The 26,164-nt window shown below is 64.2% G+C and carries 26 protein-coding genes; 11 read left to right on the top strand and 15 right to left on the bottom strand.

Features of this window, described 5'->3' with window-relative positions; all coding sequences use genetic code 11:
- Positions 1–81 precede the first annotated feature (81 nt).
- The 4 genes from L6D77_RS20950 to puuE all read right to left on the bottom strand — a co-directional run bounded on the left by L6D77_RS20950 (position 82) and on the right by puuE (position 3,508).
- Positions 82–1,398, bottom strand: coding sequence for a urate hydroxylase PuuD (locus tag L6D77_RS20950; RefSeq protein ID WP_232880064.1), 1,317 nt, complete (start codon positions 1,396–1,398; stop codon positions 82–84).
- Between the two features lie 55 nt (positions 1,399–1,453).
- Positions 1,454–1,957 (bottom strand): ureidoglycolate lyase, encoded by a 504-nt coding sequence (locus L6D77_RS20945; RefSeq protein WP_046856488.1) that lies wholly within the window; start codon positions 1,955–1,957, stop codon positions 1,454–1,456.
- Positions 1,958–2,066: 109 nt separating this feature from the next.
- Positions 2,067–2,582 (bottom strand): 2-oxo-4-hydroxy-4-carboxy-5-ureidoimidazoline decarboxylase, encoded by a 516-nt coding sequence (gene uraD, locus L6D77_RS20940; RefSeq protein WP_232880063.1) that lies wholly within the window; start codon positions 2,580–2,582, stop codon positions 2,067–2,069.
- Positions 2,582–3,508 (bottom strand): allantoinase PuuE, encoded by a 927-nt coding sequence (gene puuE, locus L6D77_RS20935; RefSeq protein ID WP_125463336.1) that lies wholly within the window; start codon positions 3,506–3,508, stop codon positions 2,582–2,584. Before puuE ends, uraD begins: the two co-directional genes overlap by 1 nt.
- 388 nt (positions 3,509–3,896) lie before the next feature.
- Between puuE and uraH the strand changes: the two genes are divergently transcribed.
- Positions 3,897–4,250 (top strand): hydroxyisourate hydrolase, encoded by a 354-nt coding sequence (gene uraH, locus L6D77_RS20930; protein WP_232880062.1) that lies wholly within the window; start codon positions 3,897–3,899, stop codon positions 4,248–4,250.
- A 194-nt stretch (positions 4,251–4,444) separates the two neighbouring features.
- Here the strand turns inward: uraH and dacB are convergent, their stop codons facing one another.
- A complete protein-coding gene (gene dacB, locus L6D77_RS20925; protein ID WP_232880061.1) occupies positions 4,445–5,908 on the bottom strand; it encodes a D-alanyl-D-alanine carboxypeptidase/D-alanyl-D-alanine endopeptidase in 1,464 nt (487 codons plus the stop codon).
- Positions 5,909–6,093: 185 nt separating this feature from the next.
- Here dacB and L6D77_RS20920 point away from each other — a divergent pair, with 185 nt between their 5' ends.
- Positions 6,094–6,438, top strand: coding sequence for a YggL family protein (locus L6D77_RS20920; protein ID WP_213657687.1), 345 nt, complete (start codon positions 6,094–6,096; stop codon positions 6,436–6,438).
- 32 nt (positions 6,439–6,470) lie between these two features.
- On the opposite strand, the gene L6D77_RS20915 is transcribed toward L6D77_RS20920, so the two are convergent.
- The 6 genes from L6D77_RS20915 to L6D77_RS20890 form a co-directional block, all read right to left on the bottom strand.
- On the bottom strand, positions 6,471–10,106 hold the full coding sequence (locus L6D77_RS20915) for an ATP-binding protein (RefSeq protein ID WP_232880060.1): 3,636 nt from the start codon (positions 10,104–10,106) through the stop codon (positions 6,471–6,473).
- Between the two features lie 7 nt (positions 10,107–10,113).
- Positions 10,114–10,734 carry a response regulator transcription factor gene (locus L6D77_RS20910; protein ID WP_232880219.1) on the bottom strand — a complete coding sequence of 207 codons (621 nt, stop codon included), beginning with the start codon at positions 10,732–10,734 and terminating at the stop codon, positions 10,114–10,116.
- 280 nt (positions 10,735–11,014) lie between these two features.
- Positions 11,015–12,346: a deoxyguanosinetriphosphate triphosphohydrolase gene (locus L6D77_RS20905; RefSeq protein ID WP_232880059.1), complete on the bottom strand. Its 1,332-nt coding sequence runs from the start codon at positions 12,344–12,346 to the stop codon at positions 11,015–11,017.
- A gap of 73 nt (positions 12,347–12,419) precedes the next feature.
- Positions 12,420–12,749: a hypothetical protein gene (locus L6D77_RS20900; protein ID WP_232880058.1), complete on the bottom strand. Its 330-nt coding sequence runs from the start codon at positions 12,747–12,749 to the stop codon at positions 12,420–12,422.
- Positions 12,746–13,120, bottom strand: a complete 375-nt coding sequence (locus tag L6D77_RS20895; protein ID WP_232880057.1) for a phage holin family protein — start codon at positions 13,118–13,120, stop codon at positions 12,746–12,748. Before L6D77_RS20895 ends, L6D77_RS20900 begins: the two co-directional genes overlap by 4 nt.
- Positions 13,121–13,129: 9 nt before the next feature.
- Positions 13,130–13,441, bottom strand: a complete 312-nt coding sequence (locus tag L6D77_RS20890) for an ElaB/YgaM/YqjD family protein (protein ID WP_232880056.1) — start codon at positions 13,439–13,441, stop codon at positions 13,130–13,132.
- A gap of 304 nt (positions 13,442–13,745) precedes the next feature.
- Here L6D77_RS20890 and L6D77_RS20885 point away from each other — a divergent pair, with 304 nt between their 5' ends.
- The 4 genes from L6D77_RS20885 (at position 13,746) to L6D77_RS20870 (ending at position 16,577) form a co-directional block, all read left to right on the top strand.
- The gene (locus tag L6D77_RS20885; protein WP_232880055.1) at positions 13,746–14,954 is read left to right on the top strand and encodes an ammonium transporter; all 1,209 of its coding nucleotides are present in this window, start codon (positions 13,746–13,748) and stop codon (positions 14,952–14,954) included.
- Positions 14,955–15,028: 74 nt separating this feature from the next.
- Complete coding sequence (locus tag L6D77_RS20880; RefSeq protein ID WP_232880054.1) at positions 15,029–15,265, top strand: glutaredoxin family protein; 237 nt, start codon at positions 15,029–15,031, stop codon at positions 15,263–15,265.
- A 67-nt stretch (positions 15,266–15,332) separates the two neighbouring features.
- On the top strand, positions 15,333–15,662 hold the full coding sequence (locus L6D77_RS20875; protein WP_232880053.1) for a transcriptional regulator: 330 nt from the start codon (positions 15,333–15,335) through the stop codon (positions 15,660–15,662).
- A gap of 30 nt (positions 15,663–15,692) precedes the next feature.
- On the top strand, positions 15,693–16,577 hold the full coding sequence (locus L6D77_RS20870; protein ID WP_232880052.1) for a pseudouridine synthase: 885 nt from the start codon (positions 15,693–15,695) through the stop codon (positions 16,575–16,577).
- A 75-nt stretch (positions 16,578–16,652) separates the two neighbouring features.
- Here the strand turns inward: L6D77_RS20870 and L6D77_RS20865 are convergent, their stop codons facing one another.
- Entirely contained in the window at positions 16,653–18,218 is a 1,566-nt protein-coding gene (locus L6D77_RS20865) for a methyl-accepting chemotaxis protein (RefSeq protein WP_232880051.1), read from the bottom strand.
- Here L6D77_RS20865 and L6D77_RS20860 point away from each other — a divergent pair.
- A complete protein-coding gene (locus tag L6D77_RS20860) occupies positions 18,218–18,409 on the top strand; it encodes a hypothetical protein (RefSeq protein ID WP_232880050.1) in 192 nt (63 codons plus the stop codon). The genes L6D77_RS20865 and L6D77_RS20860 overlap by 1 nt on opposite strands.
- Positions 18,410–18,417: 8 nt before the next feature.
- On the opposite strand, the gene L6D77_RS20855 is transcribed toward L6D77_RS20860, so the two are convergent.
- Positions 18,418–19,194 carry a CPBP family intramembrane glutamic endopeptidase gene (locus tag L6D77_RS20855; protein WP_232880049.1) on the bottom strand — a complete coding sequence of 259 codons (777 nt, stop codon included), beginning with the start codon at positions 19,192–19,194 and terminating at the stop codon, positions 18,418–18,420.
- A gap of 97 nt (positions 19,195–19,291) precedes the next feature.
- Entirely contained in the window at positions 19,292–22,033 is a 2,742-nt protein-coding gene (acnA, locus tag L6D77_RS20850) for an aconitate hydratase AcnA (RefSeq protein WP_232880048.1), read from the bottom strand.
- Positions 22,034–22,283: 250 nt separating this feature from the next.
- Here acnA and rlmM point away from each other — a divergent pair, with 250 nt between their 5' ends.
- From rlmM to pdxB, 3 genes are all read left to right on the top strand, one after another.
- The gene (gene rlmM / locus L6D77_RS20845) at positions 22,284–23,348 is read left to right on the top strand and encodes a 23S rRNA (cytidine(2498)-2'-O)-methyltransferase RlmM (protein WP_232880047.1); all 1,065 of its coding nucleotides are present in this window, start codon (positions 22,284–22,286) and stop codon (positions 23,346–23,348) included.
- A gap of 83 nt (positions 23,349–23,431) precedes the next feature.
- Positions 23,432–23,674 carry a sulfurtransferase TusA gene (tusA, locus tag L6D77_RS20840; protein WP_232880046.1) on the top strand — a complete coding sequence of 81 codons (243 nt, stop codon included), beginning with the start codon at positions 23,432–23,434 and terminating at the stop codon, positions 23,672–23,674.
- 47 nt (positions 23,675–23,721) lie between these two features.
- A complete protein-coding gene (gene pdxB / locus L6D77_RS20835; protein WP_232880045.1) occupies positions 23,722–24,864 on the top strand; it encodes a 4-phosphoerythronate dehydrogenase PdxB in 1,143 nt (380 codons plus the stop codon).
- 58 nt (positions 24,865–24,922) lie between these two features.
- Here pdxB and L6D77_RS20830 read toward each other — a convergent pair whose 3' ends face one another.
- Positions 24,923–25,096 (bottom strand): PA1571 family protein, encoded by a 174-nt coding sequence (locus L6D77_RS20830; protein ID WP_232880044.1) that lies wholly within the window; start codon positions 25,094–25,096, stop codon positions 24,923–24,925.
- 267 nt (positions 25,097–25,363) lie between these two features.
- On the opposite strand from L6D77_RS20830, the gene L6D77_RS20825 reads away from it, so the two are divergent.
- On the top strand, positions 25,364–26,164 hold an 801-nt coding region (locus L6D77_RS20825), incomplete at its 3' end, for an ABC transporter transmembrane domain-containing protein (protein WP_248285644.1).

Genomic DNA, 26,164 nt, shown 5'->3' with positions numbered 1-26,164 from the left:
GCTTGTGGTTCCCGCTCGAAGCCTGAGGCTCGATGCTTGCTTGTTATCTAGCTACTTACCGCTTGTAGCTTGCAGCTGCTTTCAGTTGACCTGGGCGCCCTTGGCGATCCAGTCGCCGACCAGCTTGCGCTCTTCGACGGTCATCTGGGTGATGTTACCCAGCGGCATGATCTGGCTGGCGACGGCCTGCGCCTGGATGCGCGCGGCCTGGGCCTGGATCTGCTGCGGGGTGTCGAACATCACGCCGGCAGGGGCGGCGCTGAACAGTGGGCTGGTCGGTTTGGACGAGTGGCACACGGTGCAGCGTTCCTGGATGACGGTGTGGATCTTGTCGAAATTACCGGTCGCGGCCTGGGCGGTTGCCGGGGCTGCAGCAGCCGGTGCTTCGGCAGGCTTGGCCGCTTCCTCGGCACGCAGTTCTGCGGCGGTCTTGCCACCTACTGCCGTTGCTGGCAGCGGCTGGTATTCGACCTTCGCAGCAGCCTGCTCAGGCGCAGTGGGCAGCGGCTTGGGGCCGGTAACGTAGGCCAGGCAGATCATCGCCAGGGCGCCGACAGGCAGGGTCCAGGCGTACTTGTTGCTGTCGTGGCGGGTGTTGAAGTAGTGACGGATCAGTACCGCGGCCACCGCGATCCCGGCCAGGATCAGCCAGTTGTACTGGCTGCCGTAGGTGCTCGGGAAGTGGTTGCTGATCATGATGAACAGCACCGGCAGGGTGAAGTAGTTGTTGTGGCGCGAGCGCAGCAGGCCCTTGGCCGGCAGTACCGGGTCGGGGGTCTGGTTGTTCTCGATGGCCGCCACCAGCTGGCGCTGGGCCGGCATGATGATGCGGAACACGTTGCCGACCATGATGGTGCCGATGATCGCGCCAGTGTGCAGGTAAGCGCCACGGCCGCTGAACACCAGGCTGAAGCCCCAGCATGCGGCGATGATCAGCACGAACAGCACGCCACCCAGCAGGGCCGGTTTCTTGCCCAGGGGCGAGTCGCAGAGGAAGTCGTAGACGAACCAGCCGGCGATCAGCGAACCGATACCGATGGCCACGCCTTCGGCACCGCTCAGGGTGCTGCCGGGTGCCAGCAGGTACAGGGCCGGGTTCCAGTAGAACACCACGCACAGCAAGGCGATCCCGGACATCCAGGTGAAGTAGGCTTCCCATTTGAACCAGTGCAGGTTCTCGGGCATTTTCGGTGGTGCGAGCTTGTATTTTTCCAGGTGGTAGATACCGCCACCGTGGATGGCCCAAAGGTCACCCGACAACCCATCGCGCGGGTTGCTGCGGTTCAGATGGTTCTCCAGCCAGACGAAGTAGAACGATGCACCGATCCAGGCGACGCCGGTGATCATGTGAACCCAGCGAATGCTCAGGTTCAGCCATTCGTGAAGGTGTGCTTCCACAGTATGTACCTCTCGCCGGTCACGGTTCAGGCGGACCTGGGTGACCGACCTTTTCTTATTGGTGGGGATTGAGGATCAACATCTGTTCCTCGGGGAAGTAATGCTCATCGCAGTTGTTGCCAGAACCACTGCGATCAACCACCAGGAAATCATCCCGCTTTTCGATCGTAAGCACCGGGTGGTGCCAAACGCCGCGATGGTAATTGATGCCCTGCCTGCCGTTACTGCGGAAGGCGCGGACCAAGCCTGATACAGGTGCATCGCCAACTGGCGCGACCACGATCAGAAAGGGGTTGCCGAGCAGCGGGATGAAAGCCTGGCTGCCCAGCGGATGGCGTTCCAGCATGCGTACGGTCAGCGGCATTTCCAGCGCGTCGGCGCGGAAGATGCTGATGATCGCCTTGTCCTCAGGCTCGGCGGTCTCGACCGTGGCGAGCTTGTGGAAGCGCATGGTCGAGCCGTTGTTGATCATGAAGTGGTCGCTGCCATCGGTTTCGATCACATCACCGAACGGGGCAAAGGCTTCTTTGGTCAGGGGCTCGATCATCAGGGTGCGCATGCGGTTATCTCTTCTATGTTCGTTGTTCTTGATTTGGGTGGACTGGCTTTTCAGGCCTGGCCCTGGGTACGGACGCGTCACGCACTCGGGCCAGGCCTGGGCACAATCCTCAAAGCTGCAGCAGGCGGAACAGGGCGATCAGGTTGATCTGCGCCAGGGCTTCCTTGAACTCGGCATCCTTGTCGTTGTGGATGCGGGTTTCGAAGGAGGCGAGGATTTGGTGCCGGTTGCTGCCCTTGACCGCCATGATGAACGGGAACTGGAACTTGGCTTTGTAGGCGTCGTTCAGTTCGGTGAACCGGGCGAACTCTTCGGCGGTGCACTGGTGGATACCGGCGCCGGCCTGCTCGTTGGTGCTCGATTCGGTCAGCTCGCCCTGTACGGCGGCTTTGCCGGCCAGGTCCGGGTGAGCGTTGATCAGCGCCAGCTGGTCGCTGTGGTTGGCGCTGAGCAGGATGTCGCTCATGCGCTGATGCAGCGCTTCGATCTCGTCCAGTTCAGCCAGTTGGCCGAGGTCGTAGGCTTTTTCGGCGACCCACGGCGAGTGCTCGTAGATGTCGGCGAAGGCTTCGACGAAGGCGGCGCGGTCCAGGCTGGACGGTTTGAGGGTCTTGAAGGCGGTCATCAGGCGTTCTCTTTCTTGTACGGATGGGTGGCGTGCCAGTGGCGGGCGATGTCCACGCGACGGGCGAACCAGACCTGCTCGTGGCTCTTGGCGTAATCGACGAAGCGCTTGAGCGCGGCCAGTCGCGCCGGGCGACCGACCAGGCGGCAGTGCAGGCCGATGGAAAGCATTTTCGGGGCTTCGGCGCCTTCTGCGTACAGCACGTCAAAGGCGTCCTTGAGGTACTGGAAGAATTGCTCGCCGCAGTTGAAACCCTGCACCTGGGTGAAGCGCATGTCGTTGGTGTCCAGGGTGTAGGGGATCACCAGGTGTGGCTTGCCGGTCGGGTTGTTCGGCTCCCAGTAGGGCAGGTCGTCGTCGTAGGTGTCGCTGTCATAGAGGAAGCCGCCTTCCTCCATCACCAGGCGGCGGGTGTTCGGCCCGGTGCGGCCGGTGTACCAGCCCACCGGGCGTTCGCCGGTCAGTTCGGTGAGGATGCGGATGGCTTCGAGCATGTGCTCGCGCTCTTGCGCTTCCTCCATGTTCTGGTAGTCGATCCAGCGGTAGCCGTGGCTGCAGATCTCGTGGCCGGCCTCGGCCATGGCTCGGATCACGTCGGGATGGCGCTGGGCGGCCATGGCCACGGCGAAGATGGTCAGCGGCACGCCGCTGTCCTTGAACAGCTTGAGCAGGCGCCACACACCGGCGCGGCTGCCGTATTCGTAGAGCGATTCCATGCTCATGTTGCGTTGGCCCTGCAGCGGCTGGGCGGCAACCATTTCAGACAGGAAGGCCTCGGACTCTTTGTCGCCGTGCAGGATGTTGCGCTCGCCACCTTCTTCGTAATTGAGCACGAAGGACAGTGCAATGCGGGCATTCCCCGGCCATTGCGGATGAGGTGGGTTGTTGCCGTAACCGATCAGGTCGCGAGGGTAGTCAGCGCTCACTGCAGTCTTCCTTCTTGTACGTTAGTGCGGTTGGTGGGCGGGCCGCGTCGGGATGTCGCACCACCGGATGGGCTGATTGTATACAACTTATTAAATACTTTGTAAGCCTGTTTTTCCGCATTTCTTCCCATTTGTCGCCCTGGAATGGCTTGCAAGAAACCTGCCTGATTGGTCAGCTAATGACGGTGACGCCAGCTTGCCGCCTGTCTTTGCGATTGATGGCCTGTTTTTGGGGGTGGGCGGGCGAGCGGCAAGAAGGGTTTAAAAAATTGTGTACAATTTTTTGAGAAACTGTCTTAATGGCGTCATTCCCGCACACCGCTGGCCCCCGTGCCCGGTGCATGCCGTGTATTTTTTGCCCACGCATACGACAAGAGGCGACAAGCAAATGGGACGTTTGACCACACACGTACTGGATGCCGCGCATGGCTGCCCGGGCAACGCGATCAAGGTGGAGTTGTACCGTGTCGAAGGCCAGCAGCTGGAGTTGATCAACACGGTGCTGACCAACAGCGATGGCCGCGTCGACGCGCCGCTGTTGCAGGGTGACGACTACCGAACCGGCGTTTATCAATTGCAGTTCAGCGCCGGCGATTATTACCGCGCTCGCGGCGTGCAACTGCCGGCCGCAGCGTTTCTTGACGTTGTCGTGCTGCGCTTTGGCATCGACGAGCAGCAAGAGCACTACCACGTGCCGCTGTTGATCTCGCCGTACAGCTACTCGACCTATCGTGGAAGCTAGTTGGTCGCTAGAAGAATCTTCGTAGGTCCTTGCCCGCTCTCACACTGGCGGGCTTTTTTTTGCCTGTCTGCAGGAGCGGCGCAGGCCGCTCCTGCAGGGGGCGTGCGAGCCAGGTGGTGGCTTACAGGCAGATACGACAAAGGGGCGCCAGGCGCCCCTTTGTCGTTTGCTCGTGTAACCGGCTCAGGTCGATATCAGGGCGCGATGCCCGCCGTCCCGTTGGCCAGCTTTGGCTGCCGGTAGAGGTCCAGCAGTACCTGGTCCAGCACCTGCGAGGCACCCCAGGGTTTGGGGTCGTTGAGGATGGCCGCGACCGCCCAGGTGTTGCCATTGCTGTCGCGGCTGAAGCCGGCGATTGCGCGGACGGTGTTGAGGGTGCCGGTCTTGATATGGGCCTCACCGCTCATGGCCGTGCGCTTGAGGCGCTTGCGCATGGTGCCGTCCATGCCCACCAGTGGCATCGAGCTGATGAACTCGGCGGCGTACGGGCTGTTCCAGGCGGCCTGCAGCAGCGCGGCCATCTCGCGGGTGCTGACCCGTTCCGCGCGGGACAGGCCCGAGCCGTTCTCCATCACCAGATGCGGCGCGGTAATGCCTTTCTTCGCCAGCCACTGACGCACCACGCGCTGCGCGGCACGGGCGTCGTCGCCATCGGCATCGGTGCGGAACTGCGCGCCGAGGCTGAGGAACAGCTGCTGGGCCATGGTGTTGTTGCTGTACTTGTTGATGTCGCGGATCACCTCGACCAAGTCCGGCGAGAAGGCCCGGGCCAGCAAACGGGCGCTCTTGGGCACGTTCTCGATGCGATCGCTGCCCTGGATGCTGCCGCCCAGCTCGTTCCAGATGGCCCGCACGGCCCCGGCGGCATAGGTCGGGTGGTCCAGCAGCGACAGGTAGGTCTGCGAGTTGCAACCTTCGGCCAGTTGGCCGCTGACCGTCACGCTGACGCCGTCGGCCTGGGTCACCGGGTTGTAGCGCACTTCGCCGGTGCATTGCTTGCCCGCCACGGCCTTGACCTGGTTGTCGATGCGGATGCTGGCGATCGGCGGCTCGACCGCCACCGTGACCTTGCCACCGTCATTGCGAGCGACGAAGCGCAGGGCTTTGAGGTTGACCAGCAGCGAATCGGGCTTGACCAGGAACGGCTTGTTGTCGTCACCGCCGTCATCATTGAACTGTGGCAGGTTGGGCTGCACGAAATGGCTGCGGTCCAGGACCAGGTCGCCGGTCACGGTGCGCACGCCGTTGGCGCGCAGGTCGCGCATCAGCAGCCAGAGCTTCTCCATGTTCAGCTTGGGGTCGCCACCGCCCTTGAGGTAGAGGTTGCCGTTGAGCACCCCGTTGCTCAGGGTGCCGTCGGTGTAGAACTCGGTCTTCCACTGGAAGGTGGGCCCCAGCAGTTCAAGCGCGGCATAGGTGGTGACCAGCTTCATGGTCGAGGCCGGGTTCACCGAGACATCGGCGTTGAACACGGTCGCGGTGCCGGGGCCGTTGAGCGGCAGCATCACCAGGGACAGGGCGGAGTCCTGCAGTTTGTTGGTCTTCAGGGCCTGCTGCACCTTGGCAGGAAGGCTGGTGTTGACGGCGGCGGCCTGGCTGGGCAGGGCGACTGGCAGAAGCAGGCCGGCGAGCAATAGGGGGCGGAGCGTCTTGATCATGGATAGATGAACCCTGCAGGCGAGGGAAAAAGAACAGGGGGCTGTAAGAATGATGGCCCCGGCACGAAAACAAGTGCGCATTATGCCCCAAGCGCGAGGTGTGTGCGTCCCGTTCGACACAAATGCGCCGAAGTGCGGCAGAAACTGGTAAAGTGCCGCGCGTTAATACTTGAGAGGATTGTTTCATGGCTACCAACCGTTCCCGTCGCCTGCGCAAAAAACTGTGCGTGGATGAATTCCAGGAACTGGGTTTCGAACTGAACCTGGGCTTCAAGGAAGACCTGTCCGATGAAGCCATCGATGCCTTCCTCGACGCTTTCCTGGCTGAAGCCATGGACGCCAACGGCCTGGACTATGTCGGTGGCGATGACTTCGGCCTGGTCTGCAAAGCTGAGCGTGGCTCGGTAACCGAAGAGCAGCGCGCCGCTGTCGAAGCCTGGCTCAAGGGCCGCAGCGAACTGACCAATATCGAAGTCAGCCCGCTGCTGGACGCCTGGTACCCGGAAAAGCCGATCAACCCGGCTTCCTGATCCGTGGCGGCGGTGCCCGGCTGGGTGCCGCCTCACTTTGGCTCTGCCTGGCACCCCATGTGCCGGGCCAGGGCTTTCTCCACACGGCGCATCTGCCGTGCCAGTGCCTGACGGTACAACTTCATCTCGGCCAGGGATAACCCAGGCTCTTCCAGTAGTTCGCACGCCTGAATCAATGACCTGGCATCCAGCATTCGTGCCGCGCTGAGGATCTTGTGTGCCTGTGCGGCGAGCGCATCGGCGTCCTGCTGCGGATCGATGGCCATCAGCGTGGCCAGGTCCTGCTGCAGGCTGAGGTGCAAGGTACTGAGGATGCGGTCGCGGTCACTGGCACTGTCGCCGACGATGGCGCTCAGGCCCTGCAGATCGAAGCGATGACCGCAATCGTCGCAGCCTTCCTTGCATGGCCTGGAGTTGCGGGCAATGGCCGCCAGGCGCTGGCCGAGCACCTGCAGGCCGATGGGTTTGAGCAGGCAGTCGTCCATGCCGGCATCCAGGCACTGCTGGCGTACCTCGGGTTGGGCATTGGCGGTGTAGCCAAGCATGATGCAGCGTGGCCTGCCGTGCAGGCGCTCCTCTGCACGCACGGTCCTGGCCAGCTCGTAGCCGTTCATTTGCGGCATGTTGCAGTCGACGATCAGTACGTCGAAACAGCCTTCGCGCCATTTGCGCAACCCTTCGCGACCTTCGCGAGCGCTGTCCTGGCGCAACCCCAGGTAGTTCAGCTGTTGTGCAATCAGCAACAGGTTGGCGGGGTGATCGTCAATCACCAGGATCCTCAGCCGTGCATCCGGGCGTTCGATGTTGCTGGCGTCCTGGGACCTCGACTTGACCGGCGCAACGCATTGCAAGGGCATGCGCAGCCTTACCCGCGTACCCACGCCATGCAGGCTCTGCAGGGTCAGTTCGCCGCCCATCATCGTGCACAGGCTGCGGCTTATCACAAGGCCCAGGCCGGTGCCGGCCCGGGCACCGTCGCTGTAGGGGTTGGCCTGCACGAAGGGGGTGAACAGCTGCTCGAGTTCCTGCTCGTGGATGCCGATGCCGGTGTCGCGGACTTCCACGTCGAGGGTCTGGGCCGAGGTCTCGCCGCTGCCACGCAGTTTGACGCTGATGCTCACCTGGCCTTGCTCGGTGAACTTGATCGCGTTGCTCACCAGGTTCGACATCACCTGTTTGAACCGCAGCGGGTCGAGCAGTGCATGGCGGCGCGCCTCGGCGGCGACCACCACCTCGAGCGCCAGGCCCTTCTGCCGGGCCAGCCCGTCGAATACACGTCCGACGGACTCGACCAGCGCTGCCAGGTCCACCGGCTCCGGGGCCAGGGACAGATGGCCCGACTCGATCCGGGCGATGTCGAGGATGTCGCCTATCAGCCCCAGCAGGTCCCTGGCCGAATGATGGGCAATCTCCAGCGCAGGGCGGTCCAGCTGGCCCTGTTCGGCGCGCCGTGAGGCGAGTTCGAGCATGCCGATCAAGGCGTTCATCGGCGTGCGGATTTCGTGGCTGATGGTGGCGAGGAAGGTGCTTTTGGCACGGTTGGCGTCATCGGCCTGCTGTTTGGCCAGGCGCAGGTCCTGGACCAGGTTGCGGCGTTCGCTGATGTCGATCCAGCCACCGATGATGCCCTGCATTTCCCCCAGAGAGTCGCGGTAGGGGAGGATCCAGTGGTAGATGGTCAGGTCCTTGCCCTTCAGGCGCAGCGGGCGATCGAGGATCAAGGGTTTGCCTTGCTCCATGACACGCCGGTAATCGTCCTGGATCTGCCGGGTATAGTCGCAATTGCTGAAGCGGCTGTCCTCAAGGCGCTTGCCGATGATCTGCTCAAGGCTGGCGCCGACCGCTTGCAGGTAACTGTCGTTGCAGCTCTGCAGGCGCCCTTCGCGGTCGCGCACGTACATGGGGTGTGGTGTGCCATTGAGCAAGGCGCCCATGAATTCGAGCTGGTCGTTGAGGGCCCGTTCGGCGTGTTGGCGTTGCTTGATCTGGCGACGCAGCCGGGCATTCCACACCAGTGCCAGCACCAGCAGCACGCCGATGACCGCGACCACCTGCAGGATCACCCTGCGGTAGTTGCGCCAATAGGCATCGTCGGCCGCGCCGTGATCGCGCCAGCGGCTGTTGATCACCCCCAGTTCTTCCGGCGTGATGCTCAGCAACGCCTTGTCGAGGATTGATGCCAGTTCGTTGGCCTGGGGCAGTGTAGCCAGCGAGAAGGTCGCGGGCTCGGTGCCGACAGTGCTGCGGATCACCAGGTCGTCGTTGCTGGCCAGCATGTGGTTGGCGTCGATGAGCGTGGCGATCGCGGCATCCACGGCACCGCTGCCCAGCAGGGCCATGGAGTAGTAAGTGCTGTCGGTGGCAACCTGATGAATCAGTGGGTGTCTGGCATTGAGCAGCGTGGCCACGCTGCTGTCGCGGGGAACCGCGACCCGCTTGCCCTTGAGTTGTTTGAGGTTGACGGGCTGGTGGTTGCCCACGCGGCTGACCAGCACGTAGGCGCTTTCCAGAAAGGGCCTGCTGTATTGCAGCGGGTTGCCTGGGCGGGAGTCGGTGGACAACGTGGCGATGATATCGGCGCGGCCGGACTCAACCTGGTCGATCATGTCGCCATCACCACTGGCGCGCCGGATGTCAAAGCGCAAGCCGGTACGCAGACGGATAAGTTCGAGCAGATCAGCGACGATGCCGCGCAGTCGGCCGTTGCCGTCGAGGAAGGTGAGCGGGGCCGCGGTGTCGTTGACGACTACCCGCATCACCGGATGATCGCGCAGCCAGTTCTCTTCCCGTGGCGAGAGCTGCAGCTTGCGGTCGGTCAGCAAGCTGCCACTGCTGGCGCTCCATCGCTTGAAGATATCGTTGCGGGTGGCGCTCGTCTGGGCGTCGAGTGCAGCGTTGACCAGGGCCAGCAACATCGAGTCGTCTTCGCGCATGGCAAAACTGAAGCCTACCGCCTCATGCTTGCCGAAGTTGGCCATGCGCAGGCGTGGCAGGTGCCCTCGACTGATCAGGTAGTGAGTGGAAATCGTGTCGCCGATGAACACGTCGGCCTGCTCGAATGCCACGGCATTGAGCGCCTGGGTGGAGGACTCGAACGTCAGCAGCTCGGCCTTGGGGTAACTGGCTCGGATTTCTTCGGACGGCAGGTAGTGATAGAGCATGCTCAGGCGCATGCCGTCCAGGCCGGTGTCCAGGGCCCGTGTTTCGTCCTCCCGGGTTACCAGCACGGGTTGGTCGACAGCGTAGGGGCGTGAAAGCGCCAGCCCCTGGGTGGTGGCTTCATAACCATTGGCACTGCCGAGCAGGTCGATGCGCCCGCTCTTGAGCGCCGCAACGGCCGCTGGCCGGCTGGGGAAGCGTTGTACCCGCACCGGCAAGCCGAGGGCGTTGCCGACCAGGCCTGCGTAGTCGGCGGTCAACCCTTGGTATTCGTGCCCTCCGGTGGTGATGTCGAACGGCGGGTAGTCGGGTGCCGAGGTGCCCAGCACCAGTTCATGACGATTGGCGAGCCAGTGGCGTTGTGCCGGGGTCAGGGCGGGGTGGATCGAAGTCGGTGCCGAGCGGCTGAGCAGGGCGTAGGTCCTGCCTTCGTCGATGTTCGCGCAAACAGTCGGCAAGGGTGCGCCCAGGCTCAGGCAAAGCAGCGGTATACCAAGGTACTTCCACATCACGACCTCAAACCAGCGCGTTGCGTTTGGCGACGTCGATCAGCTCCACCAGGGTGCTGGCATGCAACTTGTGCATCAGGCGCTTCTTGTAGGTGCTCACCGTCTTGTTACTGAGAAACATGCCCTTGGCGATTTCCTTGTTGCTACGACCCTGGGCAAAGAGTTGCAGGACCATCAGTTCGCGATCGTTGACCTGACGGAATAACTCAAGTTCCTGGTTGGCGTTTTTTTGCGCGGCATTGAGTGCCTGGCTGGGGAAGTAGTTGTAGCCGGAGAGTACTGCTTTGATGGCGCTGAGCAGTTCACCAAGGTCCTCTTGTTTGCAAACATAGCCCGCCGCGCCTGAGTGCATGCAACGGATGGCGAACAGCGCGGGCGATTGTGCGGTCAACACCAGGACTTTGAGCGGGATGGCCAAAGTCTGGAAGCGTGACAGCATCTCGAGGCCGTCGAGCTTGGGGATACTGATGTCGAGGATGACCAGGTCGGGACGGGATTCGCGAATCATCTGCATGGCGTCGACGCCATTGTCAGATTCGCCTACTACCTTGTAATCCTGGTTTTCCAACAACATGCGGATAGCCAGGCGGATAACGGGATGATCGTCGACGATAAATACGGTCTGCATATTCAACATTCCATGCGGCGAGGCGAAAGCAGTCGGCACATTAGCTCAGTTGAATGGCGGCGGGCAGGGATGCTCAGGCTAATTACTGTATATAGGAAATTCCTTACGTAAAGAGGGAGGGTGTGCTACGAATAATGTGGATTTTTTGGTGGATGGCTTACCGTTCAGGGCTTTTTTAGTTGGTCGGCTAGTTAATGTTTAATGTTTTTTATTGGTTGCAGGAAGATTCTTACAAGTGTGGCGGTGCAGGTAACTATCACGATACCGCCACCGCCCTGATTCAAGTCGGGCTGGAGCGCCCGGTCATTTCGCAGGCCATTTCACTGGCATAGCTGTCGGTCATGCCGGCGATGAAGTCGATCATGCGCAGGAAGGCGCCATGCAGCGAGCCATGCGGATTGGGCGCGTTGTTGCCGATCAGATCCAGCACGCGTCGGCTCTTGAACGAGGGTGTGCGCCCGCCATGCTGCTCCAGTGCCGCGCCGCAAAACGTGTTGAGGAGGATCTCCAGGGTGGTGTAGGCGCCGATTTCATGCAGGGTCTTGCGCTTGTCCTGGAAGATCTTCTTGCGTGCCATGTCTTTGGCCTGCAAGACGCAGCGCTGGGCCGGGCCGTGCATGTGCTCGACCAGGTCGCCGGGCAGGCGGCCGGCGAGCAGAGCGCCCTGCTGTTCGACGAAGGCTTGCGCGGCGGCGTTGGTCAAGTGCTCGATGGCTTTGCCGCGCAGGATTGCCAGCTTGCGCCGACGGGATTCGTTGGGGCCGAGCTGGCGGTAGGTTTCCGGCAGGTCGTCACCGACCAGGTCGAGCAGCAGCGCTTCGACTTCGGCGTATTGCAGCAGGTCCATCTCCAGGCCGTCTTCGAGGTCGATCAGGGCGTAACAGATATCGTCGGCCGCTTCCATCAGGTAGACCAGCGGGTGCCGGGCCCAGCGTTGGTGTTCGAGCTGCGGCAGGCCCAGCTTGCCGGCGATCTGCTCGAGCAGGGGCAGTTCGCTCTGGTAGCAACCGAACTTGTGCTTCTTGTAGCCCTGGGCATCGGCATGGCGCGAAGTCCAGGGGTACTTGAGGTAGGTGCCCAGCGTCGCGTAGGTCAGGCGCGTGCCACCGTCGAACTGGTGGTATTCGAGCTGGGTCAGCACGCGAAAGCCCTGCGCGTTACCTTCGAAGTTGAGGAAGTCGGCGCGTTGGTCGTCGCTCATGTCGTCCAGCCAGCCGCGTCCGGCCGCCTGTTGGAACCAGTGGCGGATGGCGTCTTCGCCAGAGTGGCCGAAGGGTGGGTTGCCGATGTCGTGCGCCAGGCAAGCCGACTGCACGATCATCCCCAGGTCGCTGGGTTCGCACCAGTCGGGCAGGGCGTCGCGCAGTGTCTCGCCGACGCGCATGCCCAGCGAGCGGCCGACGCAGCTGACTTCCAGCGAATGGGTGAGGCGGGTGTGGATATGATCGTTGCTGGTGACCGGGTGCACCTGGGTCTTGCGCCCCAGGCGGCGGAAGGCGCCGGAGAAGATGATACGGTCGTGGTCCTTGTGGAAAGGGCTGCGGCCGAGCTCTTCAGGGCTGTAGAGGGCCTTGCCCAGGCGTTCGCGGGTCAGCAGGGTGTGCCAGTCCAAGGCTCGATCTCCGTTCGTTGAGTGGGCATAGCTTCCTGCGTCTGGCGCGCCCTGGCAAGGGCGCGCGCGACGTTCAGGGGCGGCGACCGCTGCTCAGGAACAGGCGAATCAGTGGCACCAGGCTGGTACCCAGCCGCAGCAGGCGAGTCATGTTGCCGCTGCGCACACCTTTGCCGGTGAGAAAACCGAGCGCGACGACAGCGCCCAGGCCCCACAGCGAGCCGTGCTTGACCCCCATGCCCTCGCCGAACGAGCTGCCCATGCCGCGCAGGCGGCGGACCGGTTCGAGCATCTGGGTGGATTCGTGGCTGATCTGCTGGCGGTGCATCTCCATGCGCAGGCGCAACAGCGCCTTGCGCAGTTCACGGGGGTTACGGGTATTGGGCATTTCGGGCAGGTTCATGGCAGCAGGCGCTCCCGGTCCTTGGCCAGCTCTTCGAGCGTGGCGCTGAACGGCGAGGACTCATCGAACACCGCCGCTTTCAGGCGCAGGCCGCAGTACAGCGCGGCGATGCCGTAGAACAGGCACAAGCCGACGATCCCGGCCAGCCGATAGCTGTCCCACAGCAGCACCAGTACCAGCCCGGACAGGGCGGTCAGCAGCAGCAGGGCGAACACCAGCGCCAGGCCGGCGAACAGCAGCAGGCGCAGGGTGCGCCCTTTCTGCTCCTGCAGCTCGATGCCGAACAGCTCGATGTGGCTGTGCAGCAGCCCCAGCATCGCGGCGCCCAGGCGCTTGCCGGACGCGCCGGCGCCGATGGCGTCGTTGTCCATGGCGGCTCCTCAGCGCTTGGCCAGCAGGCCGATCAGCAGGCCGACGCCCGCAGCGATACCGATGGCCTGCCAGGGGTTCTCCTGCACGTACTGCTCGGCGCTGCCCAGAGCCGCCTGGCCGCGTTGGCGCACCGAGTCCTGGGTGAGCTGCAGGGTTTCGCGGGCCTGGGCCAGGCGCTCGTGGATCTGTTCGCGCAGGTCGTCCGCCTGGTCGCCGGCCAGGTTGGCGGTGTCGGCGAGCAGCCTCTCGGTGTCGCGGACCAAGGCCTGGAAGTCAGCCATCAGGATGTCTTGAGCAGTCTTTGCCGATTTGCTGGCCATGGGTGGGCCTCTCCTTGGTTGATGTGTGTGGCTATTTCGAGTGATGGCGGGCGCGGAAGGTTCAGCTTGAAGTACTGGTACAGCGCTTGCTTATGTTCGAGGCGCCTTGACAAGCGCCCGCGCCGAAACCGTGCACCCGCCCAACGGATGACGCTAAACCTTAACCCAATCCACGACAAACCCAAGAAAAAACCACGCAGGCGTTCACCCGCTCACAGAGGCGGGGCAGGCGCCTGGCACCGATTCGGTGCAGGGATGCCGGTTCTTGAACTGTCCTGGTGCCTTTTTGCAGGTCTGCCACTACATGGAAAACATGCACAGCGCGATGGACTCCCTGGTCCATGGCTCCAACACCTTGTTCATTCTCATGGGCGCCATCCTGGTATTGGCCATGCACGCCGGCTTCGCGTTTCTCGAAGTCGGTACCGTGCGCCACAAGAACCAGGTCAACGCCCTGTCGAAAATCCTCAGCGACTTCGCCATCTCGGCGCTGGTGTATTTCTTCATCGGTTACTGGATCGCCTACGGCGTGACCTTTTTCCAGCCCGCCGCAGTGCTGGCCAACGACCATGGCTATGCGCTGGTCAAGTGCTTCTTCCTGCTGACATTCGCGGCCGCAATCCCGGCGATCATCTCCGGCGGCATTGCCGAGCGTGCGCGGTTTGTGCCGCAGTTGTGCGCCACGGCACTGATCGTGGCGTTCATCTACCCGTTCTTCGAGGGTGTGGTGTGGAATGGCAACTTCGGCTGGCAAGCCTGGTTGCAGGCCCGCTTCGGCGCACCTTTCCATGACTTCGCCGGCTCCGTGGTGGTGCATGCAATGGGCGGCTGGCTGGCGCTGGCGGCGGTGATCCTTCTCGGTGCACGCCGTGGCCGCTATCGCGATGGCCGGCTGGTGGCGTTCGCGCCGTCAAGCATTCCCTTCCTGGCGCTGGGTTCGTGGATCCTGATCATCGGCTGGTTCGGCTTCAACGTGATGAGCGCACAGACCCTGCAAGGGGTGAGCGGCCTGGTGGCGATCAACTCGCTGATGGCCATGGTCGGCGGCACCGTGTCGGCACTGGTGGCCGGGCGCAACGACCCCGGCTTCCTGCATAACGGCCCGCTGGCCGGGTTGGTGGCTGTCTGCGCGGGCTCCGACCTGATGCACCCGATCGGTGCGCTGGGCACCGGCCTCATCGCAGGTGGCCTGTTCGTCTGGTGCTTCACCGCGGCGCAGAACCGCTGGAAGATCGACGATGTGCTCGGTGTGTGGCCGCTGCACGGTGTGTGTGGGGTGTGGGGCGGTATCGCCTGCGGCGTGTTCGGCCAGGCGGCGCTGGGTGGCCTGGGTGGCGTAAGCCTGGTCAGCCAGCTGCTCGGCAGCTTCGCCGGCGTGCTGGTAGCGCTGGCCGGCGGCTTTGTCGTGTACGGCCTGATCAAGGCGGTACACGGCCTGCGCCTGAGCCACGAACAGGAGTTCCAGGGCGCCGACCTGTCGCTGCACCGCATCGGCGCCACCAGCCAGGATTGATCCAGCGCAGGTGCGCAATGGCAAGCACGGACCTAGAATAAGCATCCCTCAACTGCGATTTCCGGGTTTGCCCCATGCTCCCTGAATGCCAGCTGTTCGGCACCCTCGGGTGCCACCTGTGTGAAGTGGCCGAGGCCATGTTGATGCCGTTCGTCGAGCATGGCTTGCTGGTCGAGCTGGTCGATATTGCCGACGACGAGCTGTTGTTCGAGCGCTACAGCCTGACCATCCCGGTACTGCGCCGCGGTGATACCGGGGCCGAGCTGAACTGGCCCTTCGATGCCGAACAGGTGGTGGCGTTTCTGCGCTGAACCGCGCATTGACGACGGCCTGGCGCGCTCCGTATGCTGTATATAAATACAGTATCGAGGTGAAGCCATGCTCAATGTCGAGCAACTCAAGTACAGCATCAACCACATGGCCCCGGAGCGTGTGTGCGACGCCGTGCTGGAACTGCGCCTCGACGGCATCGTCACCGATGAGCAGACGCCGTTCGGCAAGGTCCATTTCAACACCTGTTTCGCCGAGATCGAGGCCTTGTTCCAGCGCGCCGGCTTTCATCGGCCGCTGGACGTGGTGGGCTACCAGGGCATGAGCTACGCCTTGTTCGACCCCGGGCGCTGGGATGCGGTGCAGGTGCTGCGCTGGCTCAAGGCGCGCTGCGAGCCGGCCGGCGAGGCTGGTTGCGCCGCGCACGCTGGGGGATAATGCCCGGCTCCTGATCAGCAGAGCCCGACGATGACCACGCCTTTCGACCCCGCCCACCTGCAAGCCAGCACTGTATGCCTGCCGCCCGGGCGTTGGGCGACAGTGCTCGATTGCCTGTGCGACCACTTCAAGGGCATCGACCGCGAGCAGTGGCTGGACCGTTTCGCCCGGGGCCGGGTGCTGGACGCACAAGGCCAGGCGATTGCCGCCGATCTCGCCTACCGCCAGGGCATGCGCCTGCATTACTTTCGTGAAGTGCCCAATGAGAAGCCGATCCCGGTACAGGAACAGATCCTGTACATGGACGAGCACCTGGTGGTGGCCGACAAGCCGCATTTCCTGCCCGTCACGCCTACCGGCGAATATGTCGAGCAGACCCTGCTGCGCCGGTTGATCCGCCGGCTCGACAACCCGCACCTGGTGCCCCTGCACCGCATCGACCGGCACACCGCCGGGCTGGTGTTGTTCTCGGCCAACCCGCAAACCCGCGCTGCGTACCAGCGGCTGTTCCCCGAGCGGCGCATCGACAAGCATTACCAGGCCATCGCGGCGGCGATGCCGCAGCATGACTTCCCGCTGGTGCACTGCAGCCGCCTGGTGCATGGCGAGCCGTTCTTCCGCATGCATGAAGTAGAAGGGGCCGATAACAGCGAAACCCATGCCTGCGTGCTGGAAAAGAACGGTGAGCTGTGGCGCTATGGCCTGTCGCCGGTGACCGGCAAGACCCATCAGTTACGGGTGCACATGGCGGCGCTGGGGGCGGGGATCTGCAACGACCCGTTCTATCCGCAACTGGTCGACGCACAGGATGACTACGAGCGGCCACTGAAGCTGCTGGCCCAGAGCCTGTGCTTCGTGGATCCGTTGACGGGCGAAGAACGCTATTTCGAAAGCCGGTTGAAGCTGGACTGGTAGAACGCACTGCGGGGCAAGCCTGCTGCCACGATGATCTCGTGCCAGCGGACTTGCCCCGCAGTGGGTGTTACAGGTTCAGCGGTTGAAACGCTCCACCAGCGAGTACTGGGTGCCAGCGGTGCTGGTCAGCTCTTCGCTGAGCAGCGCCGAGCGCTGGGCCTGGCCGGCGGTCTGGTCGGCCAGGTCGGCAATGGTGCTGATGTTGCGGCTGATCTCTTCGGCCACCGCGGTCTGTTCTTCGGTGGCGGCGGCGATCTGGGTGGCCATGTCGGTGATGTTGGCGACCGCTTCGCTGATGCCCACCAGCGCCTGGTCGGCCTCCATGACCCGCTCGACACCTTCCTGCGCCTGGCGGTGGCCGGTCTCCATGGTCTGCACCGCGTTGTTGGCGGTTTGTTGCAGCTTGGCGATCAGGCCGTGGATCTGCCCGGTGGACTCGGCGGTGCGCTGGGCCAGCTGGCGAACCTCGTCGGCGACCACGGCGAAACCGCGGCCCATCTCGCCGGCACGGGCCGCTTCGATGGCGGCGTTGAGCGCCAGCAGATTGGTCTGGTCGGCAATGCCCTTGATCACATCGACCACGCCGCCAATTTCGTCGCTGTCCTTGGCCAGTTGCGTCACGGTCAGGCCCGTCTCGCCCACGGCCGCCGACAGGCGTTCGATGGCGTCACGGGTTTCGCCGGCAATGCTGCGGCCCTGGCTGGTCAGGCGGTTGGCTTCCTGGGTGGCATCGGCGGTGCGTTGCACATGGTTGGCCACTTCCTGGGTAGTGGCAGCCATCTGGTTGACGGCGGCGGCCACCTGCTCGGTTTCCACGCGCTGGCGCTCCAGGCCCGACGAGCTCTGGTGGGCGAGGGTATCGGACTGGCGGGCCTGGTCGCTGAGCTGCTCGGCGCTGTCCTGCAGGCGGGTCAGGCAGGTCTTCATCCGTGCGTCCTGGCTGAGCATGGCCATTTCCAGGCGCGCCTGGACACCGCGGCTGTCGGTGTACATCTGCGCGATCAGCGGGTCGGACGTGCTCTGTTCGGCCAGGCGCAGCAGGCGTTTGAGGCCGCGCTGCTGCCAGCTCAGGCCGAGCAGGCCCAGGGGGACCGAGAGGCCGGCAGCCAGGGCAAAGCCCCAGGAGTGGCCGAGCCAGTTGCCGATCAGGAAGCCGACCTGGCTGATCAGGATGAACGGCAGCCAGTCCTGCAGCACTGGCAGCCACTGGTCGCGGCGCGGGATCGCCGACTTGCCCTGGTTGATGCGCTGGTACAAGGCTTCGGCGCGGCGGATCTGTTCGGCGGTGGGTTTGACCCGCACCGATTCATAGCCAACCACCTGGTTGTTCTCGAACACCGGGGTGACGTAGGCATTGACCCAGTAGTGGTCGCCGGTCTTGCAGCGGTTCTTGACGATGCCCATCCATGGCAGGCCTTGCTTGAGGGTCTGCCACATGTGGGCAAATACCGCCGGCGGTACGTCGGGGTGGCGCACCAGGTTGTGCGCTGCGCCCAGCAGCTCCTCGCGGGAGAAGCCGCTGATCTCGACGAAGGCGTCGTTGCAGTAGGTGATCACGCCTTTGGCGTTGGTCGTGGAGATCAACCGCTGCTGGGCAGGGAAAGTCCGTTCTCTCTGGGTAATCGGCTGGTTGTTACGCATTGGCTGTTCAATCCGCAAGGCTTTCGACAGGTATCGGCAAGCCGTTGGTTTTATTGAATGAATATTTAACTGGCATTGATCTGGCGCAACGGGTGAGCACTGAGGTTGTGATTGAAGCCCGCGCGTTCACGTGCGTTGCCGTCAATATGGCAGCTTTATTTATGGTTTATGACGATCAGGTCGGATCATGACCGATTGCTTAGCCAAGAACCAGCATCGGATAACTGAAGCCGGCGAAGTGCGCCAGGTTGACGCAGACGTGGCAGGCCACCGCTGCGGCCAGGCCGCCATGGCGGTATGCCAGGCCATAACCCACCCCCGCCAGCGTCGCCAGGTAGAACCACTGCCAGCCACCACCCAGGTGAGCCAGGCCGAACAGCAGCGCGGCTGCCAGCAACGCCAGGCCGTCATGCTTGAACAGACGTTGCAGGCCGCCCTGGATGTAACCGCGAAACAGCAGTTCCTCGGTCAGGCTGACCAGCAGCAGGTTGTTCAGCAGCCACAGCCAGGCCTGGTCTGGCCACTTGGGGGCCCAGGCCACCAGCCCCAGGGCCCAGGCGCCCCCCAGGCAGGCGAGCAGGGTCAGCGGCAGGATTGCCAGCAGGCTCAGCGCCAGCCCACGCCCGCGCAGCACCACCAGCCACGGGCAGGCCAGCAGCAACCATAGGCCGATCAGCGGCTTGTCCAGGTTCAGGTACATCGAGAAGGGCACAGCGCCTGGGCTGAACACGGCCTTGTCGATGACCTTGGCGCCATTGAAGCCCGGCAGCCAGTGCAGGGCCAGCGCCGCCGCCAGGACGATGAACAGCAGGTGGCCGAGGCTCTGTTGCCAGCGCACCCTGCGCCGTACCAGCAGGGCGGTGCACAGCAGGGCGAGCAGGCTGGGCAGGGCCGCCAGGCCGAGGCTGCCGTGGGCCAGTGCAAAGCAGTAGCCGAGGGCCAGCAGGCCCAGCGCGATCCAGTGGGGCAACGACATGCAAAATCCTTGTGGCAGCGAGTCCGGAACTGCTTCGACTGAGCTCGCGCCCTTCAGGACACCAGATCAGGGGCCAATAAATGGCCCCTGGCCATGATCACCCTGCAATCAGTTGCCGCAGCACATAGTGCAGGATGCCCCCCGCCTTGAAGTATTCCACCTCATTGAGCGTGTCGATCCGGCACAGCACCTCGATCTGCTGCTGTTGCCCGTCCTCACGGGTAATGCGCAATGGCAGGTTCATCCCCGGCCGCAGCTGCGCGCCGCTCAGCCCCAGTACGTCGATGCGCTCCTTGCCGGTCAGCCCCAGGCGCTTGCGGTCGTCACCGGCCTTGAACTGCAGCGGCAACACGCCCATGCCCACCAGGTTGGAGCGGTGGATGCGCTCGAAGCTTTCCGCCAGCACGGCCTTCACTCCCAACAGGTTGGTGCCCTTGGCTGCCCAGTCGCGGCTGGAGCCGGTGCCGTATTCCTGCCCGGCGATCACCACCAGCGGCGTACCGTCCTGCTGGTAGCGCATGGCGGCGTCATAGATCGACAGCTTCTCGCCGGTCGGGACATACAGCGTGTTGCCACCTTCCTCGCCGCCGAGCATCTCGTTGCGGATGCGGATATTGGCGAAGGTGCCGCGCATCATCACTTCGTGGTTGCCGCGGCGCGAGCCGTAGGAGTTGAAGTCGCGCGGTTCCACGCCCTTGTCGCGCAGGTAGCGCCCGGCGGGGCTGTCGGCCTTGATGTTGCCGGCCGGGGAAATATGGTCGGTGGTCACCGAGTCGCCGAGCAGGGCGAGGATGCGTGCCCCCTTCACATCGGCGATCTGCGGCAACGGGCCGCCAATGTCGTCGAAGAACGGCGGGTGCTGGATGTAGGTGGAATCGTCCTGCCAGACATAGGTGGCCGCCTGTGGTACCTCGATGGCCTGCCACTGCGCGTCGCCGGCGAACACTTCGGCGTATTCCTTGTGGAACATGCGGGTGTCGACGTTGCTGACCGCTGCGGCGATTTCCTGCTGGCTGGGCCAGATATCGCGCAGGTAGACCGGTTGGCCATCCTTGCCGGTGCCCAGGGCATCCTGGCTCAGGTCCACGCGCACGCTGCCGGCCAGGGCGTAGGCCACCACCAGCGGTGGCGAGGCCAGCCAGTTGGTTTTCACCAGTGGGTGCACCCGGCCTTCGAAGTTGCGGTTGCCCGACAGCACCGAGGCGACCGTCAGGTCGGCGCTGCCGATGGCCTGTTCGATGGCCTCGTCCAGCGGCCCGGAGTTGCCGATGCAGGTGGTGCAGCCATAGCCCACCAGGTCGAAGCCCAGTTGGTCGAGGTAGGGCGTCAGGCCGGCTGCCTTGAAGTAGTCGGTGACCACCTTGGAGCCGGGGGCCAGCGAACTCTTGACCCAGGGCTTGCGCTGCAGGCCCTTTTCCACGGCTTTTTTCGCCACCAGCCCGGCCGCCATCATCACGCTGGGGTTGGAGGTGTTGGTGCACGAGGTGATGGCGGCGATCACCACCGCGCCGTCACGCAGGGTGTGGGTCTGGCCGGCATGGGTGTACTCGATCTCGCCGGCCTGGTCGGCATTGCCCACGGCCACGCCGCCACCGCCTTCGCTTTCCAGGCGCCCGACTTCTTTCGCCAGCGGCTTGGGTTGCAGCTCGATGAAATGGTCGAAGGCCTGGCGCACCTGGGGCAGGGCCACCCGGTCCTGGGGGCGCTTGGGCCCGGCCAGGCTGGCTTCGACCTCACGCATGTCCAGCGCCAGGCTGTCGCTGAACAGCGGTTCCTGGCCGGGCAGGCGCCAGAGGCCCTGGGCCTTGCAATAGGCTTCGACCAATTGCACCGCCTGCTCCGGGCGGCCCGACAGGCGCAGGTAGTCGAGGGTCACCTGGTCGACCGGGAAGAAGCCGCAGGTGGCACCGTATTCCGGGGCCATGTTGGCGATGGTGGCGCGGTCGGCCAGCGGCAGGTCGGCCAGGCCGTCGCCGTAGAACTCGACGAATTTGCCCACCACCCCTTTCTTGCGCAGCATCTGCGTCACTGTCAGCACCAGGTCGGTGGCGGTGATGCCCTCGCGCAGCTTGCCGGTGAGCTTGAAGCCGATCACCTCCGGGATCAACATCGACACTGGCTGGCCGAGCATCGCCGCTTCGGCCTCGATACCGCCCACGCCCCAGCCGAGCACGCCCAGGCCGTTGATCATGGTGGTGTGCGAGTCGGTGCCGACCAGGGTGTCGGGGAAGGCGTAGGTACGCCCGTTTTCTTCACGGGTCCAGACCGTGCGCCCGAGGTATTCCAGGTTGACCTGATGGCAGATGCCGGTGCCCGGTGGCACCACGCGGAAGTTGTCGAAGGCGTTCTGGCCCCAGCGCAGGAACGCGTAGCGCTCGCCGTTGCGCTGCATCTCGATGTCGACGTTCTGGGCGAAGGCGGCGGGGCTGGCGTAGCGGTCGACCATCACCGAGTGGTCGATCACCAGGTCCACCGGCGACAGCGGGTTGATGCGCTGCGGGTCGCCACCGGCCTTGTGCATGGCAGCGCGCATGGCGGCCAGGTCGACCACGGCCGGCACGCCGGTGAAGTCCTGCATCAGTACCCGCGCCGGGCGGTACTGGATCTCGCGGTCCGAGCGGCGCTCCTTGAGCCACTCGGCCAAGGCCTGCAGGTCGTCGCCGGTGACGGTCTTGCCGTCCTCCCAGCGCAGCAGGTTCTCCAGCAGCACTTTCAGCGACATCGGCAGGTGTTGCAGGTCGCCCAGCTGGCGGGCAGCTTCGGCGAGGCTGAAATAGTGGTAGGTGTGGTCGGCCACCTTCAGCGACTTGAGGGTTTTCAGGCTATCGAGCGAGGGCATTGACAACTCCTTGTGCTCCGGTGCCCGGCGACTGCCATGGGGTCGCCAGTGTCACCGCTGTGGATCGGTCCGCACGGCACGGACCTGGCTGAACAGTCAGGTTAGCCCCGTTTGCCGGGCCTGACCCTTTTCTGGACCGGTGGGGCGTGTCGCGGGTTCCGATCTTCCTTTATCATTCGCCGCCCGGCCGCACCTTGCGTTGCGCCGGGTCAAGGCTGGCGCCGCCTGCGCCAGTGATGTGGAGTTAGAGATGAATACCCTGTTCATGCATTGCCGGCCCGGCTTCGAGGGCGAGGTCTGCGCCGAAATCAGCGAACACGCCGCCCACCTGGGCGTGGCCGGCTATGCCAAAGGCAAGCCAAACAGCGCCTGCGCCGAATTCGTCTGCAGCGAGCCCGACGGTGCCGCGCGGGTGATGCGTGAAATGCGTTTCGACCAGTTGATCTTCCCGCGCCAGTGGGCGCGCGGCGGCTACATCGAGCTGCCCGAGACCGACCGCATCAGCGTGCTGCTCGAGCACCTGGCCGAGTTGCCGGTGTTCGGCAGCCTGTGGCTGGAGGTGCTCGACACCAACGACGGCAAGGAACTGTCGACCTTCTGCCGCAAGTTCGAAGTGCCGCTGCGCAAGGCGCTGGAGAAGGCCGGGCGGCTGGTCGACGACGCGCAGCGTCCGCGCCTGTTGCTGACCTTCATCAGTGGCCGGCGGGTGTTCCTGGGCCAGGCCGAAGCGGGTAACCAGGCGCTGTGGCCAATGGGCATCCCGCGCCTGAAGTTCCCTCGCGAGGCACCCAGCCGCTCGACCCTCAAGCTGGAAGAAGCCTGGCACCAGTTCATCCCGCGCGCGCAGTGGGACCAGCGCCTGAACGACGACATGACCGGTGTCGACCTGGGGGCTGCGCCCGGCGGCTGGACCTACCAGCTGGTCAAGCGCGGCATGCTGGTTACCGCCATCGACAACGGGCCGATGGCCGAGAGCCTGATGGACACCGGCCTGGTCACCCACCTGATGGCCGACGGCTTCACCTGGAAGCCGAAACAGACCGTGGACTGGATGGTCTGCGATATCGTCGAGAAGCCGGCGCGTACCGCGTCGCTGATCGAGACCTGGTTGGGCGAGGGGCTGTGCCGCGAGGCGGTGGTCAACCTCAAGCTGCCGATGAAGCAGCGCCACGCCGAGGTGCGCAAGCTGCTCGACCGCATCGAGGAAGGCTTCAAGGCGCGCAAGGTGAAAGTGTCGATCGCCTGCAAGCAGCTGTACCACGACCGCGAGGAAGTGACCTGCCACCTTCGCCGGTTGGACCTGAAACCGCGTTGAAACCAGCGCCTGGGCTGCGCGGCAGCCCCCTTGGAGCCCATCGATGGATGCGCCACAATGACGATCATTTTGCGGAGCCTTTCATGACCGACTTCACCCACGACGCCACCCTCGACGCCACCGGCCTGAACTGCCCGGAACCGGTGATGATGTTGCACAAGCACGTGCGCGAACTGGTAGCTGGCGGCGTGCTCAAGGTGATCGCCACCGACCCCTCGACCCGTCGCGACATCCCTAAGTTCTGTGTTTTCCTGGGCCACGAACTGCTGGGCCAGCAGGAAGAGGCCGGCACCTACCTGTACTGGATCCGCAAGAAGGCCGACTGAGGCCGGCGCGATCAGGCTACACTGCGCTCCCCTGACAGGAGAGCGCCATGCTGATAGTTGCCGACGAAAACATCCCGCTGCTCGATGCCTTCTTTGCCGGTTTCGGCGAGATCCGCCGCTACCCCGGCCGGGCCATCGATGCCGCCTGCGTGAAGGACGCCGACGTGCTGCTGGTGCGCTCGGTGACCCGCGTCGACCGGCAACTGCTGGAAGGCAGCAAGGTGCGCTTCGTGGGCACCTGCACCATCGGTACCGATCACCTCGCCCTCGACTATTTCGCGCAAGCCGGCATCCACTGGAGCAGCGCGCCGGGCTGCAACGCCCGTGGCGTGGTCGATTATGTGCTGGGCAGCCTGCTGACCCTGGCCGAGCTCGAGGGTGTCGAGCTGGGCAAGCGGGTCTATGGCGTGGTCGGTGCCGGCGAAGTGGGTGGGCGCCTGGTGCGCGTACTGCATGGCCTGGGCTGGAAGGTGCTGGTGTGCGACCCGCTGCGCCAGGCCAGCGAGGGCGGCGACTTCGTCGACCTCGAGACCATCGTCGCGCAGTGCGACGTGATCAGCCTGCACACGCCGCTGCAACGCGGTGGCGAACACCCGACCTGGCACCTGCTCGATGAAGCACGCCTGGCGCGCCTGCGCCCCGGCGCCTGGCTGATCAACGCCAGCCGTGGCCCAGTGGTGGACAATGCTGCGCTGCGTGAGCTGCTGCTCGATCGCGAAGACCTGCACGCGGTGCTCGACGTGTGGGAGGGCGAACCGCAGGTGGACCTGCAACTGGCCGATCTGTGCACCCTGGCCACCCCGCATATCGCCGGCTACAGCCTGGACGGCAAGCAGCGCGGCACGGCGCAGATCTACCAGGCGTTCTGCCGCGTGCAGGGCGAACCCGAGCAGGTACGGCTGGCGGACCTGTTGCCTGCCCCTGCGCTGGCGCAGATCGAGCTGGATGCGGGCGCCGAACCGGCCTGGGCACTGGCCACCCTGTGCCGGGCGGTGTACGACCCGCGCCGTGACGATGCCGATTTCCGTCGCAGCCTGAGCGACGACCCTGCCGAGCAGCGTGCGGCCTTCGACCTGCTGCGCAAGCATTACCCGGTACGGCGCGAGATCGAAGGGTTGGCGGTGCGTCTGCGGGGCGAGGCGCCGCAGCTGGCGCAGGTGGTGAGTGCGTTGGGGGCGGTGCTGGTTTGACGGCTTGACCGGCAAATAAAAACCCGGCGCATGCGCCGGGTTCGAAGGAATTCTTGTGCTAGTCTTTGCCGACTTTCTTGACTCGGCTTTCTTCCAGGTCCTTGCAGGCCTTCTGGATCATCTGCTCGGTGATCGGCACCTCGCGGCCCTGGCCATCGATGATCGAACCGCAGGCCTGGGGTTGCGGGTTCTTCGGGGTCTTGGGCGTCTCGTTGCCGTGCTGCAAGCTCATGTCCTGTCTCCTCTTCAGGTTCATGCTCGAACGTACCGCTTTGCCATGACTGGCCTGTGACAGCTGGCGGTGCATGACAGGACCAGTCCAACAGAAAGCGCGGCAAAGCTCCAGCGGCACCTTAGAACGAAAGGTCATAGGTGGGGCATAAGGCCTTTACGCCCACGCCGTCCGCTATGTCCGATACGAAGCCTGCGGGGGTGGATCAGTTCCTGCGAGGTGGACGAGTGGTAGGCTTGGTCCATCTTCCTGCCGAACATGCCCGCCATGCCTGAACCGATCTCTTCCCGCCAGCGTCGTGCCCTGCACCTGGGCTGGCAGTTCCTGCGCCCTTACCGCCGCCAGGCCCTGTTGGCCTTGTTGGCGCTGGTGGTCACCGCCGGCATTACCCTGTCGATGGGGCAGGGGATCCGCCTGCTGGTGGATCAGGGGTTCATGACCGGCTCCATGCACCAGCTCAACCAGACCATCGGCCTGTTCCTGCTGCTGGTGCTGGCCCTGGCCGTGGGCACCTTCGCCCGCTTCTACCTGGTGTCGTGGATCGGTGAGCGCTGTGTCGCCGACATCCGCCGGGCGGTGTTCGATCATCTGCTGGGGCTGCACCCGGGGTTCTTCGAAGACAACCGCAGCTCGGAGATCCAGTCGCGGCTGACCGCCGACACGACGCTGCTGCAGTCGGTGATCGGTTCGTCCTTGTCGATGTTCCTGCGCAACGCCCTGATGGTGGTGGGTGGTGTGATCCTGTTGTTCGTCACCAACCCCAAGCTCACCAGCATCGTGGTGCTGGCCTTGCCGCTGGTGCTGGCGCCGATCCTGCTGTTCGGCCGGCGGGTGCGCAGCCTGTCGCGGCAAAGCCAGGACCGGGTCGCCGATGTCGGCAGCTACGTCGCCGAGAGCCTCGGCCAGATCAAGACCGTGCAGGCCTACAACCACGAAGCGCGTGACCGTACGCTGTTCGCCGAGACCGTGGAGGCGGCGTTCAGCGTGGCGCGGCGGCGCATCGCCCAGCGTGCCTGGCTGATCACCCTGGTGATCGTGCTGGTACTGGGGGCGGTGGGGGTGATGCTC

The organism is Pseudomonas parasichuanensis (assembly GCF_021601385.1).
Classification (GTDB): Bacteria; Pseudomonadota; Gammaproteobacteria; order Pseudomonadales; family Pseudomonadaceae; genus Aquipseudomonas; species Aquipseudomonas parasichuanensis.
The sequence above is the reverse complement of the archived record's forward strand: the minus strand, read 5'-3'. Positions and strand labels throughout refer to the sequence as shown.